Source organism: Clostridium chromiireducens (assembly GCF_002029255.1).
GTDB lineage: Bacteria > Bacillota > Clostridia > Clostridiales > Clostridiaceae > Clostridium > Clostridium chromiireducens.
Genome location: NZ_MZGT01000047.1, coordinates 26,684 through 43,414 on the forward strand (window position 1 = coordinate 26,684; position 16,731 = coordinate 43,414).

General features: G+C 29.5%; 13 protein-coding genes. 10 read left to right on the top strand and 3 right to left on the bottom strand.

The annotated features are described in order from the left end of the window. Position 1: 1 nt before the first annotated feature. Positions 2–892 carry an acyl-CoA dehydratase activase-related protein gene (locus tag CLCHR_RS16485; RefSeq protein WP_079440919.1) on the bottom strand — a complete coding sequence of 297 codons (891 nt, stop codon included), beginning with the start codon at positions 890–892 and terminating at the stop codon, positions 2–4. A gap of 200 nt (positions 893–1,092) precedes the next feature. Further along, a complete protein-coding gene (locus tag CLCHR_RS16490) occupies positions 1,093–2,286 on the bottom strand; it encodes a glycosyl hydrolase family 8 (RefSeq protein ID WP_169896830.1) in 1,194 nt (397 codons plus the stop codon). A 263-nt stretch (positions 2,287–2,549) separates the two neighbouring features. Between CLCHR_RS16490 and CLCHR_RS16495 the strand changes: the two genes are divergently transcribed. The 3 genes from CLCHR_RS16495 (at position 2,550) to CLCHR_RS16505 (ending at position 6,006) form a co-directional block, all read left to right on the top strand. Continuing rightward, positions 2,550–3,458 carry a DMT family transporter gene (locus CLCHR_RS16495; protein WP_079440921.1) on the top strand — a complete coding sequence of 303 codons (909 nt, stop codon included), beginning with the start codon at positions 2,550–2,552 and terminating at the stop codon, positions 3,456–3,458. A 123-nt stretch (positions 3,459–3,581) separates the two neighbouring features. Next, positions 3,582–4,367, top strand: a complete 786-nt coding sequence (locus CLCHR_RS16500) for a Cof-type HAD-IIB family hydrolase (protein ID WP_079440922.1) — start codon at positions 3,582–3,584, stop codon at positions 4,365–4,367. A 298-nt stretch (positions 4,368–4,665) separates the two neighbouring features. Continuing rightward, the gene (locus tag CLCHR_RS16505; RefSeq protein ID WP_079440923.1) at positions 4,666–6,006 is read left to right on the top strand and encodes an FAD-dependent oxidoreductase; all 1,341 of its coding nucleotides are present in this window, start codon (positions 4,666–4,668) and stop codon (positions 6,004–6,006) included. 133 nt (positions 6,007–6,139) lie between these two features. Here CLCHR_RS16505 and CLCHR_RS16510 read toward each other — a convergent pair whose 3' ends face one another. Then, positions 6,140–7,615 (bottom strand): aminotransferase-like domain-containing protein, encoded by a 1,476-nt coding sequence (locus CLCHR_RS16510; RefSeq protein WP_079440924.1) that lies wholly within the window; start codon positions 7,613–7,615, stop codon positions 6,140–6,142. Between the two features lie 259 nt (positions 7,616–7,874). Between CLCHR_RS16510 and CLCHR_RS16515 the strand changes: the two genes are divergently transcribed. The 7 genes from CLCHR_RS16515 to CLCHR_RS16545 all read left to right on the top strand — a co-directional run bounded on the left by CLCHR_RS16515 (position 7,875) and on the right by CLCHR_RS16545 (position 16,486). Then, the gene (locus tag CLCHR_RS16515; protein WP_079440925.1) at positions 7,875–9,674 is read left to right on the top strand and encodes a heme NO-binding domain-containing protein; all 1,800 of its coding nucleotides are present in this window, start codon (positions 7,875–7,877) and stop codon (positions 9,672–9,674) included. Between the two features lie 155 nt (positions 9,675–9,829). Further along, a complete protein-coding gene (locus CLCHR_RS16520) occupies positions 9,830–10,636 on the top strand; it encodes a TraX family protein (RefSeq protein WP_079440926.1) in 807 nt (268 codons plus the stop codon). A 152-nt stretch (positions 10,637–10,788) separates the two neighbouring features. Beyond that, positions 10,789–11,349, top strand: a complete 561-nt coding sequence (locus tag CLCHR_RS16525; protein ID WP_079440927.1) for a PadR family transcriptional regulator — start codon at positions 10,789–10,791, stop codon at positions 11,347–11,349. Between the two features lie 276 nt (positions 11,350–11,625). Continuing rightward, on the top strand, positions 11,626–12,798 hold the full coding sequence (locus CLCHR_RS16530) for an NAD(P)-dependent malic enzyme (protein WP_079440928.1): 1,173 nt from the start codon (positions 11,626–11,628) through the stop codon (positions 12,796–12,798). Between the two features lie 246 nt (positions 12,799–13,044). After that, positions 13,045–14,016: a 2-keto-3-deoxygluconate permease gene (locus CLCHR_RS16535; protein ID WP_079440929.1), complete on the top strand. Its 972-nt coding sequence runs from the start codon at positions 13,045–13,047 to the stop codon at positions 14,014–14,016. Positions 14,017–14,214: 198 nt separating this feature from the next. Further along, a complete protein-coding gene (locus tag CLCHR_RS16540; RefSeq protein ID WP_079440930.1) occupies positions 14,215–15,789 on the top strand; it encodes an ATP-binding protein in 1,575 nt (524 codons plus the stop codon). Positions 15,790–15,793: 4 nt separating this feature from the next. After that, positions 15,794–16,486 (top strand): response regulator, encoded by a 693-nt coding sequence (locus CLCHR_RS16545; protein ID WP_079440931.1) that lies wholly within the window; start codon positions 15,794–15,796, stop codon positions 16,484–16,486. The last annotated feature ends 245 nt before the right edge of the window (positions 16,487–16,731 follow it).

Genomic DNA, 16,731 nt, shown 5'->3' on the forward strand with positions numbered 1-16,731 from the left:
GTCAGTACTTCCTTTCCAGCATATCAACAAAGGCTTCTATTCTTGTATCGAATCCGGACTCACCAGTATGTTCATCAACTTTAAGAATTAGAAATGGGAAATCTTTAATCCTCTCTTTTATAAGATCTATAACAACAGAATCTATACCACAAGCAAAAGAAGATATATATATTACACCATCAATTTTTTTATTTTCAACTAAGTATGTTGAAGCGCCATATGCAGTTCGTGCGAAAGTCCAAAAAGGCCTTTTAAATAATTCTTTTGTTTTGTCGGAAATAGAGTTTTCGTCTATGAATTCTTCAGTTATTATTCCAATTCCTAACTTATTTAACTTTTTTACTATATTCATATTTACGAAATTATCGTAAACATTATAAGGATGACCAATTAAAACGATATTTAGTTTATATCCTTCGTTTTTAATTCCTGTTTTAATTTTACTTTGTTCAGCTAAAGCCTCGTAATATGCTTCTTTAATTTTTTTCTTATTGTTTGTTATCATGCTTCCTGTAGATATAATCCAGTTATATAATTTTTCTTTTGAAGTCGCATAAATAGGAGCCATGGTAACCTTAGGCATATTAGGGACGGTGTTTATAATCATTTCTGGCAATCCACAAAATTTTGGACAAATGAATTCATTTTCGGTTATCTGCATAATTCGCGGGATGACCATTAAATCGCATTTATCCTTGATGGAAGCTACATGACCATGGAATATTTTAATTGGTAAACATGCTTCGTTTACACAGTGTTTAACGCCTTCATCTAATATCTGTTTGTTTGTGTTAGGGGAGGTTATAATTTCAGCACCAAGCTCACTAAAAAATTTTTCAAGAAAGATAGAATATTTGTAATTTAATAATCCTTTGGGAATTCCAACCTTCATATACATTTCACTCCTATAATATTTAGCTCGTTTTTCTATTTTTCTCATAATTTCTTAAAATATTCATATTTTTAATGAAAACTATAGGAATATAGTATAAATGTAGTAAGGTGGAATTAATTTAGCGCGAATTTGATTATCTATTGTAAGATAAATCATGGAGTAACAAAAGTTACTCCATGTTAAAAACAATGTTTAGATTAACTAATGTACCAATTTCCTGTTGCAACTATCATAGAAATAAGTTTTAGCGTATTTTCATAGAAAGTACATTTTGTTATTGGTTTATTTATTAAAGTTTCCCAAAGAGCAATGGTCCAATTATCATGTCCTTTTTCAATGAGGGAACTCACTAAAAAAGGTGCTATAAATGATAGATCGTTAGATGAACCAAAGGAATGGCCAGGAGGGCCATTAGCTATATAATATCCTGATTTTATATTTTTAGGATTATATGAGGTCTCTTTTTTTATCCAATAATTAAGGGTATGAAGCTCATGAGTTATTGGAGTTTTATTTATAATTATATCCATAGAATATCGCCAAGGAGTCCTACAACTGTTAAAATAATAATCTCCATCATGAATAGTTTCTAGGACTTTGAATTTAGGAGCTATATAATTATTTATATTATTGATATCCTTTATAAAGAAATCAGGCATTAGCCCGTTAGCCTTGCTTTCATTCTTCATTTGTTCTGAAATAATAAAGTCGATTTTATCAAGTACCATTTGCCACTCTGTGCTATTTTTGAAATCGAATTTAATAAATTCTCTTATATGATACTTTAGAAAATCTGAACTTCTAGTCACGTACTTGAAATTATTAACTTTTATTCCTTTGACCCAATCACCTAAAGTTAGAATATAATCATTTTTATTTACGCAACTATCCATTAAGGCATTAATCCTTTTAACAGCTTCACTTTTATAGTTGATTTTATCATTCTCTCCCCAAATTTTATGTGCGAGAAGGAGTCCATAACTGATATCCATATCTCCATCGGTTGCAGAGGACGTTTCAGGCGAAGAGTTAACAATATTACCAGTAGAATTTTTAACTTGCTGCCATGCCATTAAATTATTGTTATAAAAACTAGGAAACGACTTTATATAATTGTATATTGATGTAAAATGAATTTTAGCTGTAAGATCAAATTTACTCATAATTGGGAATATAATCATTCCATAGCCCATTGCTTCGGAGACAGTGACTGCATTATTAGTAGTAGGTTGGTCTAATGCGTAAAAAAGATATTCTTTCATAGTATTAGAGTCATTTACAAGTCTTAAGTAACGCATTTTCCAATCATTATAAAAAGATAACAATTCTAGATTTAAGTTAGTTTGTGAATAATAACTAACTAATGAATCATTGTAAATTATAATCACCACCTTTTTTATTAATATATTTTTATTGTTAAAAAGGATGCTAATTTTATAAGACTGTGTGTAAATAGTTATTTTAGAGCTAGTAACTAGATATTATGGTTTGAAGAATTGAATCACTATAAAATCATTGTAAATAGAATGATTTTATAGTATACTTACTTCTTGTGATAATTAAATTAATAAATTGGGGCGCTATTTTTAGCGCCTTTTATAGTTTTTATAATAACTTTTTATATTCCAAATGAACAGAGAGGGAATGACATAAAATGAAAGACAAATTACACATAATACCATATATTACCGCTATAATAACTAACTTTATTTTTGGTTTGAGTTTTCTATTTTCCAAACAAGCATTGAGAGTTGCTGCCCCTATGGAGTTACTTTCATTTAGATTTTTAGCCGCTTTTTTTGTGATGACAATTCTAATATGGATAAAAGTAATAAAAGTGGATTATAAAAATAAACCTATGAAATGGCTTATTATCTTAGCGTTAGTAGAGCCAATAATTTACTTTATTTTTGAAACATATGGGATTCAAAGAACGTCATCATCTTTAGGCGGCCTTATGATAGCACTTATACCCATATTAGTAACAATTCTTGCAATATACATATTGAATGAGAAACCTTCTATAAGACAGGCTTTAAGTATAATATTATCTGTATCAGGTGTGGCTTTAATAATTTTGATGGAGAATTCAAACGATCCGGGAGGAAGTACTTTACTTGGCATACTTCTTCTTGGAGGAGCAGTATTTTCAGCAGCATTATTTAACATAATAGCTAGAAAAATATCTAAGGATTTTACTGCAATAGAAGTAACATACTTCATGATGATAATAGGAGCAATATTTTTCAATTTAATTTCAATTATTGATCATATGTTAAATAGAGAATTACCCAAATACTTTTTGCCGTTAAGTAGTCCAAGTTTTGTATCATCAGTATTATATCTTGGCATATTATCGTCTGTGGTAGCATACTTTCTGACTAATTATACATTGTCAAAAATGGAAGCTTCTAGATGTTCAGTATTCGCCAATATATCAACAATAGTATCTATAGCTGCTGGGGTATTAGTTTTAAATGAAAATTTTTACTTATATCATTTTATAGGGTCCGTTATGATTTTAGTAGGGGTATGGGGGACAAACTATTATAAGAGCCGATAACATTTCGTTTTGAGCTAATTTCGTTAAGAGTCAACATAAGTTTTCGTTTAGTTAATGATATTTTCCTTTTTTGCTGAGTTGTTGTATCATTAATAAAAAAGCATTGTTTTTATGGGGGGCAGAATGGAAAGAAAAATAGTTTTTTTTGATATTGATGGAACTTTATATAATAATAAAATAGGGGTGCCAGAAAGCACAGTACAAGGAATAAAGGAATTAAAGGATAAAGGACATCTTGCGTTTATATCAACAGGTAGAGCGAGGGCTATGATACCTCAGGATTTAATAGATTTAGGATTTGATGGTGTATTAGCTGCTTGTGGTGCATATGTAGAGTGTAGCGGTAACGTAATATATAACATTGATTTAGAAAAAGAAATAGCTGATTATGCAGTAAATGTTCTAAGGAAATATAATGTGTTTTGCGTTTTAGAAGGACAAGATTATTTATATATGGATGAAGATAATTTTTTGGATGGAGGGTTATTTTCCGTAACTAAATTTAAGAGCCAATATAGTGAAAAAATAAAGCCAATTAATGGAGAGGAGTATCGCATAAATAAGATTACATGCAGAACTAATAAAAATAGCAATTTTGAAGAAGCATTTAAATCTTTAGAGAATAATTTTGATTGTATATACCATAACACTGAATTTATCGAATTAGTTCCGAAAGGATTTACGAAAGTAAAAGGCATTGAGGCTATCATTAAACATTTAGGAATATTTATTGAAGATACATATGCATTTGGAGATAGCTTAAATGACATAGATATGCTTCAATATGTTAGGTATGGAATTGCTATGGGAAATAGCAATCCAGAAATTCTTGAAAAAGTTAGGTATAAGACAGACAATATTGAAAATGACGGTATTTATAAAGGATTAAAGCAATTTAAACTTATATAATAAGAAAGTGACTTAGAATTATTATAACAATTTTAAGTCGCTTCTTTTTTAGTAAAGATTAAATTATAGATATAAAGTTCATATTGATAGAGATAATATAATTTAGAGTATATTATGACGAATAACTGTAAAAAACTATATCATATTAATATAAATGCATTAATATTAATTACGTAGTAAAATATTTTACAAGAAAAAAGGAGAAAATCTTTCTTTCTTTTCTAAAAAGATATATAATGTTATTAATAGATAATTATTATTTATGAAAAGTAATTATTAAATAATTAGGAGGTATTATATGAAAGTTATTGTGATTGGATGTACTCATGCAGGAACAGCTGCTATAGTCAATTTAAGAGAATTACATCCTGATAGTGAAGTTGTTGTATATGAAAGAAATGACAATATATCATTTTTATCTTGTGGAATTGCATTAAGCATTGGAGGAATAGTTACTGAAACAGAAAAATTATTTTATAATTCACCACAGAATTTAAGTTCAATGGGTGTTGTAACAAAGATGAAACATGATGTCTTAGATATTGATTTTGATAATAAAAAAATTAAGGTAAAGAATTTAGATAATGATGAAATATTAGAGGATAATTATGACAAACTGGTCTTAACTCTAGGTTCTTGGCCAATAATCCCTAAATTTGAAGGTGGAGACTTAGAAAATATCCTTTTGTGTAAAAATTATAATCATGCAAAAGAAATAGAAGCTAGACGTAATAATGCAAAAAATGTGATTGTAATTGGTGGAGGGTACATTGGTGTAGAACTTGCTGAAGCATTTAAGATGAAAGATAAAAATGTTACATTAATAGATGCTGAAGATAGGATAATGTCAAAGTACTTAGATAAGGAATTTACTGATATTGCAGAAAAAGAATTTAAGGATCATGGAATTAACTTGGTATTAGGTGAAAAGGTTAAGCTATTTAAAGGGGAAAATAATAAAGTATCACATGTGGTTACTGAAAATAAAGAATATGAGGCGGATTTAGTTATTTTATGTATAGGTTTTGCACCAAGTACTTCTCTTATAAAGGGAAAACTGGAAACTTTAGAAAATGGTGCAATCATGATTGATGAATATATGAGAACAAGCAGAGAAGATGTATTTGCAGCAGGTGACTGTTGTGTTGTCAAATTTAATCCAGGGAATGATACAAGATATATCCCGTTAGCTACAAATGCAGTTAGAATGGGAACATTAATTGCACATAATATTACTGGGCCTAAATTGAAATATATGGGAACACAAGGCACTTCAGGAATTAAAATATATGAAAAATGTATTGCGTCGACAGGATTAACTGAAGATGTAGCAAGAGCTACAACATCATTTAATGTAGGTGCAGTATCAGTAATGGATAGTTATAGACCAGAATTCATGCCTACTTATGAAGAAGCATTATTAAAATTAGTATATGACAAAGATAGTAGGAGAATACTAGGCGGGCAAATTATATCAAAATTAGATTTGACACAGTTTATGAATACATTGTCAGTGGTAATTCAAAATAAAATGACCGTTGAGGAGCTAGCCATGACGGATTTCTTCTTCCAACCACACTTCAATAAACCATGGAGCTTATTAAATATAGCCGCACTTCAAGCATTAAAGAACTTATAAAGTGAAACTTTCAGGTAGAGTTTCATATGTAGATGGAGTGTTAAGGATGATAGCTATCTTATAAGATAGATATTTAAAGTTAAAATCAACTGACCACGATTTTTTGGTCAGTTGATTTTATATAAATAATATTTTAAGAGGATTCTTCTAAGATCTTAATGTTCTTTCCAATTATTTTTATACCTTTTCGTATATCTTCATCGCTTACTCTACCAAAACCAATTCTGAAGGTATCATCTCCGTTAATAATGCTAGATTCTAGATGATAATTTTCATAAAATATATCACCGGGCATAAATAATACATTATCGGAATAACAGAGTTCTAAAAGTTTCCTAGAGTTTATTTTATTTTTCAATTTAATAAATACATGTAGGCCACCTTCACCGGTTATATATTCGTAAGGGATGTATTTTTCAACTAAATCAACTACAAGATTATATTTATCTCTATAATATTTTCGTACGTTTTTAACGTATCTACTAAAGGCACCACTTTTCAAATAATAATAGAAGGCACTTTGATCTAAGAAAGAAGTGTGAATATTTTTGCCTCTCTTGACACTCTCTAGAACATCAATAAGATTTTTATCCGCAAATATCCATCCGATTCTAAGTCCGGGAAATAATATTTTAGAAAGACTTCCTATATATATAACTCCATTTCCACCTCCACATAAAGAAGCAATAGGATCAATAGGAGAACTGGAATAAAGTAATTCCTCATTAAAGCCATCCTCAATTATAGGAACAGAATATTTCCTGAAAAGTTTATATATTTCTCTTCTTCTTTCAGTTTTTGTAACAATTCCTGTTGGATTGTTATATGAAGGTATTAGATATCCAAACTTAGGAGAATACTTGCTTAACGCATTTTCAAGGGATTTTAAATCAAGACCTTCTTTATCCATCTTCACTTGAACGATTTGCAGACCATAAGATTTCATTATTTTTAATGCTGTATTATGAGTAGGCTCCTCGCATAAAATAATATCTCCTTTATTGGTCAATGAACTAATAATTATGTCAAAGGCTTCAGTAAAACCATTTGTTATTAAAATATCTTTATTTTCAGTGTTTACACGTTTTTCGGCCATATAATCAAAAAAGTAATCTATCAAAGGCTTATAACCTTTAGCATAACCATAATTCAACAAATTTGTTCCTTCAAAAGTCCAAGCATCCAAAAGAGAACGTTTAAAATCGTCAAGGTTAAATAGATGACTTTCTGGGGAAATAGATTTAAAGGATATTATCCCTTTTTTGTAAGGTAATTCATTCTTTACGATATCAAATTTTTTTAAGGTACTTCCGTAATCATTAATTATCTTTGAATAATTTATATTGTATTCATAACTTTCATTTTTGCCTTCAATTAAAATAAAGGAACCCACACCTTTTCTAGTAATAATTATTCCCATACTCTCTAACTCTTCATAAGCTGAGATAACGGAATTTCTGCTTATACTTAAAAATTTACTTACTTCTCTGGTAGATGGGAGTTTGCTATCCTTTTTTAATTCACCATTTTTAATTCCTTGTTTAATATGTTTTTCTAATTGAAGATATATAGGCTCATCTTTATTTAAAATAAGATTGGAGAATATCAATTTTAAATCACCTCATTTCATTGATATTAATATGGCATTAATTATTTATGATACTTTTTACAATTATCATACAACTTATTGAATGTCAACTTAATTGTGCATTCGCACTTTATAGGACAATGTCTTACTTTTTTATTAACTAACATTTATTGTTAAATAATATTAATTAACAATATATTTTTTATGTTGTATAATTGATTTATAAGAAAAGATTAGCGTAAATATAAAATTATTAAAAAGAAATAAGGAGGTATTACCTATGAAGGGTACAGTTGTTTCAACTTGGATGAGAACCAACAGAAAACTGTTTGGAGATTCAGTAGTTGATGAGGCGATGGATTATATTGGCTGGACAAGTAAAAAAATATTTTCACCCATCGAAAATGTGGATGACAATGAAGTGAAAAGAATAATATCATACATAGCAAAAAAACAAAATATTGGTGTAGGTGATCTGTGGAGACAAATTGGGCAAGATAATATAAGGACTTTTAGTCACGATTATCCAGCTTTTTTTAAACATGATAATGTATATTCATTTTTAAAATCAATGTTTGATGTACATGTTGTGATGACAAAAAAATTTGCTGGGGCGAAACCGCCTTTGGTATTAATAGAACCTATATCAAGTAGGGAAGCAATATTTAGCTATAATTCATCAAGAGGTATGTTTGATTATTTTCTGGGAATGTTAGATGGGTCATGTGAATATTTTAATGAAAAAGTAAGCGTGGAAGAGATGTCAAGAACCGATAGTGAACTAAAGCTGAAGCTTACTTTTGATAAGGATATATATTACAATAAAAAATATTTTGTTAATAGATTATTTTCATTAGGTTTTATTAGAAATTTTGGAGTTAAGGTAGGAATTTTTACATTCTTAATATCGACACTGGTATTAATAGCTTTGTTGGGATTTGATAACGCTGTTAAGAGCATAATCGGAGGAGCTGCATCGGGAATCGGAGCATTTATAGCAGTCAATTTAATGATGTCTCCTTTAAGTCAAATAAAAGAGGAGCTAGGAAGAATTATAAATAATCAATATAACATTGATGGAAGTATTACAACATATGACTTCTTAGAAGACATTTATAAACTTTTGAAAAAACACAAAAAAGTTGTACAAGCTGATTTCGTAGGATTTAAGGGTGTTACAGATGAAATGGGTGCTTTTGTAAACACAATAAATAAAATTTCTGATACGATGAATCACACATCCAATGAAATAAGTGGTGTTGTTGAACAAGTAGCCGAAGGTGCTATTACCCAAGCACAAAGTACAGATAGTGCCGTACAAGCACTAAACGAAAATATTCAAGCGCTTAGAAATATAGTTAGGAATGAAAATTCTAATAAACTTGAACTTGAAAATGCAGTTGATAAAATAAATAACAGTTATGAAAATGTTGATAATGCTAGTAAGAATATTTTAACGTCACTAGGAAAGTTTGAAGATGTTAAAATAAAGGGAACACATTTAGAAGAAAGAGCCAAAGGTATAACGCAAATCGTTTCAATAGTTTCAGGAATATCCGAACAAACAAATTTATTAGCATTAAATGCTTCTATTGAAGCTGCTAGAGCAGGGGAACATGGCAGGGGATTTGCTGTAGTAGCCGATTCTATAAGAAAATTGGCTGAGCAATCAAAGGATGCAGTTTTGGAAATTAACTCTAATTTGGAGCAATTTGTAAATGAAATAAAATTATTAGTAGGACAAATCGATAATCAATATGATGTACTGGCTAATGAGACTGATAGTTTAAAAACTGTTAGAAATATAAGCTTCGAAGCTAATCAATCCGTTCAAAATGTAGCTACATCAATGATTGAAACTATAAATAGGCTAAATACTGAGGCTGATGCCATTTCAAATGTTTATGACAGCATAGAATCTCTAGCAGCCATAGCTGAAGAGAATTCAGCATCATCTGAAGAGGTAAGTGCTAGTGTAATAAATTATACAAATGAAATAAAAAAACTTATAGAAAATATATATGATTTTAAAGGTATAACTGAGACTTTCAAAAAAGACTTGGAAAGTTATAAAATATAATTATATTAGAGAGAGAGCAATCTAAGTAACAGATTGCTCTCTTTAAATTGAGAAATAAAATGTGCAAACTAAAACATAAAGTGATTTAGACAATGTTAATAATATGGAATATAATTAGAGAAGATACTTTAGTAAAAAATTAGGAGACATATTCTATGAACATAGCAAATAATCAAATTACAAAAGGTATGGATAGATTCAATTTAAAAATGCTTGCACTAGCATTAATGACTATGGATCATATTCACCAGTTTTTTTCATCAAATGGAATTCCGATTTGGTTTACATGGCTTGGAAGGTTATCAGCTCCACTTTTTTTCTTTACAATGGCAGAAGGATTTTTTTATACTAGAAATAGAATCACTTATGTAAAGAGATTATACTTATTTTCCGTAATAATGTCTTTAGGTAAATTTATAGCTTGGAAGATTTCAATGAATAATTCATCTTATCCAACTGTAACAAATAATATATTTGAAACTTTCTTTCTAATAGGATTTAATATATTAATCTTTGAATACCTGAATAGAGAGGGAAGTGGAGTTAGTAAGAAAATTATTATTTTATCTCTTGTTATAATGCTTGAAATTGTTTTACCTATGAGCGTAGTCTTGTTACCAAATAGAAGTATATCAAGAATTATATTATCCTTTCTTCCTTGTCCATTACTATGCGAAGGTAGCTTTGCTTTTGTTTCTCTCGGAATTGCATTTTTTTATTTAAGAAATGATCGTAAGAAAATGATGGTTGTATATGCATTATTCTCATTAACATTTTTTCCATACTCGATACTTTCCTTAGAAAATGCATTTTATCATAATTATCAGTGGATGATGATTTTTTCAATTCCTTTAATGATGCTTTATAATGGGAAAAAAGGGCATGGATTAAAGTATTTATTCTATCTTTATTATCCAGCACATATTTTTTTATTCTTTTATATATCAGGAATTATAAATTGATTATTGTTTAATTTCCGAATCCAACTAGATATTTAACATAATCAGAGTTTTCTTTAGAGGTCAATGATTCAAGTAAAATGTTGACTTAATATATCAGATTGATATAATTTTAGTATTATATACCGCAGAAAAATATGTTAGAGGTGAATCAAATGGCAAAGGTAAATAAAACAAAATATGCCCTTTTAGGAATATTAAATCACATGTCAGGGTCAGGCTATGATATTAAAAAAGTGTGTGACTCTTCTATAGGACACTTTTGGAATGAAAATTATGGACATATATATCCTGTACTTCAAAGGTTGGAGGAAGAAGGATTAATAACAAAAGAAGTTAAACAAAATGATGGAAGACCAGCTAAAAATATATTTTCAATTACGGAGAAAGGAAAAGAGGAATTAGATAAATGGCTGCTGCTTTCGATAGAAAAAGAACCTATTAGATCTGAACTGTTATTAAAACTATTTTTATCTAAAGATATACCCGTAAAGAATATTATTGAACTAATTAATGGTATCAGGGAAGATTCAGAAAAGGATTTAATTAAATATGCGGAAATAGATGCACTTCTAAGGTCAGGTAAAGTTCAAGTAGACAAAAAGAGTTTAGTCTTATGGCTTACAACAATTAGTTATGGAAAACAAAGTGAAGATGCTAAGATAAAATGGTGCGATGAGACGATAAAGTCCTTAGAAGAAATAAAAGATTTATAATGCATGTTAGGTTTTTGATAAGAGAAGAAAGTATAAACTTTTACAGTTAATACTTTCTTCTTTTATTGTGTAAATAAAGGTAAAATGCCAGTTCTAAATTGATTATCATATTTGTTAAAAAAAACACAAAGTATTCTAAATTAATTAAATGTTATTTAAAGTTACTTAATATTTTAAATTTTCAGACAAGATGATATTATCTAGTTACACCAAACAACAACAAGAAAATATTAAATATCAAATGTAAATGTTTAAATATAGAGGAGAGGTTTTAATATGAATTATTATGAAGAAAGTCTAAAATTACATGAAGAAAAACAAGGTAAAATTTCAGTAACATCTAAAGTTAAAGTTGAAACAAGAGATGATCTAAGCCTTGCATATACACCAGGAGTTGCAGAACCTTGCAGAAAGATTCATGAAGATCAAGAAAACGTCTACAAGTATACATCGAAAGGAAATTTGGTAGCAGTAGTTACAGATGGATCAGCAGTGTTAGGATTAGGAGATATAGGACCAATGGCAGGAATGCCAGTAATGGAAGGAAAGTCAATTTTATTTAAAGAGTTTGCAGATGTTGATGCATTCCCTATATTGGTGGATTCAAAAGATGTTGATGAAATCGTTAATGCGGTTAGACTGATAGCTCCGACCTTTGGTGGAATAAATCTAGAAGATATTGGAGCTCCAAGATGTTTTGAAGTTGAAGAAAAACTTAAGAAGGTAGTTGATATTCCAGTATTTCATGATGATCAACATGGTACAGCAATAGTAGTACTTGCGGGTGTTATAAATGCACTTAAAGTAGTAGATAAGAAACTTGAAGATGTAAAAGTTGTAATTAATGGGGCAGGCGCAGCTGGAACTGCAATATCAAAATTATTACTATCATCAGGAGTTAAAAATTTAATTGCTTGTGATAAAGTAGGTATCTTATATAGAGGAATGGAAAAAATTGATGATGCTAAGGATGCTTTAGCAGAGATAACAAATCCAGAAAATATAACAGGAAGCCTTGCAGATGCTTTAGCTAATGCAGATGTATTTGTTGGAGTATCGGCTCCAGGAATATTAAAACCTGAAATGGTCAAATCAATGAATAGAGATGCAGTAATATTTGCAATGGCAAATCCAACACCAGAGATAATGCCTGATGAAGCAAAAGCAGCAGGGGCACGAGTTATAGGAACAGGACGTTCAGATTTTCCAAACCAAGTTAATAACGTTTTAGCATTCCCAGGAATATTTAGAGGAGCTTTAGATGTTAGAGCAAAAGAAATAAATGAAGAAATGAAACTTGCAGCAGCATATGCAATTGCTAATTATATAAAAGATGAAGATTTAAATGAAAATAATGTAATCCCAAGTGCATTAGATAAAAATGTTGCTACTAAAGTTGCATATGCAATTGCTGAGGCTGCAAGAGCAAGTGGAGTTGCAAGAAAATAGTTAAATTAATGATCTTATTAAAAGTATTATCAATATAGAAATAGAGTTTATACATGTTACTAAATAACTAGTATTGCCTGATATACATGTATAAACTCAGGTAAAAATTCAGGAAATATTAAATAAGCTTATAGTTAATGGAGTCCCACAAAATTATAAATGAGAGATTTTGAAGAATACTGATTCATAATGCAAAATATGTAAAGGTTTAAATTGTGAGAAAATAAAATTTTAGGAGGTATAAACATGCAAATTCCAATTAAAAAGACACTTGATAAAATCCCGGGAGGTATGATGGTTGTTCCACTTTTCTTAGGGGTGTTAGTTAATACATTTTGTCCACAAGTTCTAAAAATAGGTGGTTTTACAACTGCATTATTTAGTTCAACTGCATCGTCAACAATTTTGGCTTGTTTTATGTTTTTGATTGGTTCTCAGATTAATTTTAAATTAGCACCAAGAGCAATAAAAAAGGGTGCACTATTGATAACTGGTAAATTTATAGTAGGTGCTGGTATTGGTATATTTGTAGGTAAAGTTTTTAGTCCTGCTGGAGTATTAGGTTTGTCACCACTTGCAATCCTTGCGGCTTTAACAAATTGTAATGGTGGATTATATGCATCTCTTGCTTCACAATATGGTGATGAAACTGATGTAGGTGCATACGCTTTATTATCTTTAAAAGATGGTCCGTTTTTCACATTAGTTGCACTAGGCGCTTCAGGCTTAGCTCAAGTTCCTTTCATGGCACTAGTAGCAGTAATGGTTCCAATAGTAATAGGAATGATACTCGGGAATCTTGACCCAGATATGAGAAAATTCCTTGGAAGCAGTAAAATGTTATTAATTCCATTCTTCTCTTTCCCATTAGGTGCAGGAATGAATCTTTCAACTATTATCACAGCTGGAGGACCTGGAATATTATTAGGAGTAATAGCTGCATTTACTGGAATAGGCGCTTATATATTATTAAGAATATTTAAAGAAGAGCCAATTATTGGACTCGGGACTGGCTCAACAGCAGGGAATGCTGTAGCTACACCAGCAGCAGTTGCAGCTGCAGATCCATCATTAGCAGTTATAGCAACAGTGGCAACAGCACAAGTTGCAGCAGCATGTGTAGTATCAGCTATACTTTGCCCATTCATTGTTAGTTTTGCATTTAAGATGCTTCAAAAAAGTAAAGCAAGAAAACTCAATAATGAAGTTGTTGCATAATATTGAATAAATTTCATATTTAAGGGCGGATTCTTTGGAGTACGCTCTTAATCTTTTGCAAAAAGTAATTTTAAAAATAGCATTTGAATTTAACGCTAAAGGGAGTTTTCTTTATTTTGTAATAATCAGTTCTTTGGATATAATTAAAGTAAGTTGTGTAAATTAAAATATGTTATGAAGTTTTAAAAGGGTGATAAAATGAAATTAAAAGGAAAAATAATATCTTTTGTAATAATAATTCTTGTAATTTCCATTGGAAGCATAACTATACTTTCCTTTATTGAAATGAAAAGATTATTAAGAGATCAGATAGATAAAAATATGTTAAATATAGCTGATTCTTTTGCATCAACATATGAAGTAAAGGAATATTTAAAGGGAAATAAAAGTATTTCAAGTGATATATTAAATGATGAAATTGAGAGGGCTCGTATAAAAACGAATGTGGAATTCATAGTGGTTATGGATATGAGCGGTACTAGGTATTCACATCCTGTAAAAAGTAAAATAGGTGAAAAATTTATTGGTGGTGATGAACAAAGAGTTTTGAAAACTGGAGAGCAGTATGTCTCAACAGGAAGTGGAACTCTTGGAATTTCGGTAAGAGCTTTTGCTCCCATTTATGATGAAAATAATAAGCAAATAGGTGCAGTAGCAGTAGGAATGCTATATAATAAATTTGACAATGAAGTGTATACAAAAATGTATAAATTCATACCTATTATAGTAATGGGATTAATCTTAGGTATTTCAGGTGCTATAGCTCTTTCCTATAATATAAAAAAGGCTATATTTGGTCTTGAACCAGAAGAAATAGCTTTGGCTTTAAAGCAAAAGGAAACAGTAATCGAAAATATAAAAGAAGGAATAATAGCTTTAGATAAGAATGGTTGCATAACGTTATTTAATGAACAAGCAAGTAAAATTTTAAGGCTAAAGGAAAGTGATATAGGAAAACCAATTACTGACTTTACATATGAAAGTATGGCACTAAATGTTTTAAATAGTGCAAAGTCCATGACTAATGTAGAAATAAAGGTACGTCCAGGAGTAAATATAATGTGTAAATACAGCATTATAAGAGGGTTTAAGAATCAAGTTCTAGGCTTAGTAGTAACGTTTGAGGATTTAACTGAAGTACGTAAAATGGCAGAAGAATTAACTGGAATAAGAAAAATGGCATGGTCACTTAGAGCTCAAAATCATGAATTTATGAATAAGTTACATACAATTTCAGGACTTATTCAGCTAGAGGAATATGATGAAGTAACTAAATTTATTAATGTTATTGTTGAAAATAAAAAAAGTATAACTACCATAATATCCGATAAAATTAAGAATGTATCCCTGGCTGCCTTAATCTTGTCTAAATATAGTAAGTGCGAAGAATCAAGAATTAGTTTAATTATAGATGATGATTCAAAGATAACAAAGTTACCGGAGTATATGACATCAGAAGAACTTGTGTCTGTTATTGGGAATTTAATAGAAAATTCTATTGACGCTGTTAAAAATGACGGAACAGGTGAAATTTATATGAAAATATTCGAAGAGGATGAACAGATGAAAATTAAGATAAAAGATAATGGAGCGGGAATACCAAGAAAAATGGTAGATTCTTTATATGACATGGGTACTACAAGTAAGGAAGGCGAACGGGGCTTTGGAATGTATATAGTTAAAAAAATTATTGATGAGGCTCAGGGAACTATTAGTTTTATAATAAATAATGGTACTGAATGGGATATATCTATTCCTATGGAAAGGAGTTAAATGCATGATAAAAACTATGATTGTTGAAGATGATCCAATGGTTAGGCTAATAAACTCAAAATTTTTAAATAAAGTAGATGGTTTTATATTAGAAAAAGCCGTTGCAAATCTTTCAGAAGCAAAAGAATTTTTATCTAGTAATTCTGTTGATTTAATTCTTCTAGATGTTTTTCTTCCAAATGAAAATGGAATAGATTTATTAAAATGGCTAAGAAAAAATGAAATATCGTCTGATGTAATATTAATTACGGCAGATAAAAGCATAGATAGAGTAAAAGATGCATTTAGATATGGAGTTGTAGATTACTTAATAAAACCATTCACCTTTGAGAGATTTAATGAATCACTAAGTATTTTCAAAGAAAGAATAAATAGTTTTAAGAATAATGAAACCATAGAACAGGGAGAACTGGATAAGCTTATTTTAAGCAATAAAAGCAAGGAAACAAATAACGAAGAAGTAAAGCTTAATCTGGAAAAAGGATTTAATAAATATACCTATAATTCAATAGTTAATGAACTTGAAAACATAAAAGAAGATTACTTTACAACGGAAGAGTTATCTGAAAAACTAGGTATAGCTAAAGTCACTGTAAGGAAATATCTTGATTATATGAGTAAACAAGGCCAAATAGAAAAAATTATTGAATATGGAAAGATTGGAAGACCTCTATATAAATATAAGCTTAAATCATAGATATCCAATGCGAAACTTAGCATTATGGGATAGCTAGCCAAAAGAGAAGGTACTCATGTTATTCAGTTGCTAGAAGAAATACTTATAGATATTTCTTCTAGCAACTGAATAAAAGAGTATTTTCTTTTTCTGACATTGTGTATGTTTAAAATTATAAAGTATATTTCTAGGCAAGAAATTTATAATGCTTTAAAGTCTCTTTGGAGGCTTTAATTTATTTACTTAACTTAAATAAATATTAAATG

Excerpts from the sequence above, each read along its gene's own strand:
- CLCHR_RS16495 (WP_079440921.1), top strand. The coding sequence starts at position 2,550 with ATGAAAGACAAATTACACATAATACCATATATTACCGCTATAATAACT.
- CLCHR_RS16540 (WP_079440930.1), top strand. The coding sequence starts at position 14,215 with ATGAAATTAAAAGGAAAAATAATATCTTTTGTAATAATAATTCTTGTA.
- CLCHR_RS16515 (WP_079440925.1), top strand. The coding sequence starts at position 7,875 with ATGAAGGGTACAGTTGTTTCAACTTGGATGAGAACCAACAGAAAACTG.
- CLCHR_RS16530 (WP_079440928.1), top strand. The coding sequence starts at position 11,626 with ATGAATTATTATGAAGAAAGTCTAAAATTACATGAAGAAAAACAAGGT.
- CLCHR_RS16485 (WP_079440919.1), bottom strand. The coding sequence starts at position 892 with ATGAAGGTTGGAATTCCCAAAGGATTATTAAATTACAAATATTCTATC.
- CLCHR_RS16525 (WP_079440927.1), top strand. The coding sequence starts at position 10,789 with ATGGCAAAGGTAAATAAAACAAAATATGCCCTTTTAGGAATATTAAAT.
- CLCHR_RS16545 (WP_079440931.1), top strand. The coding sequence starts at position 15,794 with ATGATAAAAACTATGATTGTTGAAGATGATCCAATGGTTAGGCTAATA.
- CLCHR_RS16500 (WP_079440922.1), top strand. The coding sequence starts at position 3,582 with ATGGAAAGAAAAATAGTTTTTTTTGATATTGATGGAACTTTATATAAT.
- CLCHR_RS16505 (WP_079440923.1), top strand. The coding sequence starts at position 4,666 with ATGAAAGTTATTGTGATTGGATGTACTCATGCAGGAACAGCTGCTATA.
- CLCHR_RS16520 (WP_079440926.1), top strand. The coding sequence starts at position 9,830 with ATGAACATAGCAAATAATCAAATTACAAAAGGTATGGATAGATTCAAT.
- CLCHR_RS16535 (WP_079440929.1), top strand. The coding sequence starts at position 13,045 with ATGCAAATTCCAATTAAAAAGACACTTGATAAAATCCCGGGAGGTATG.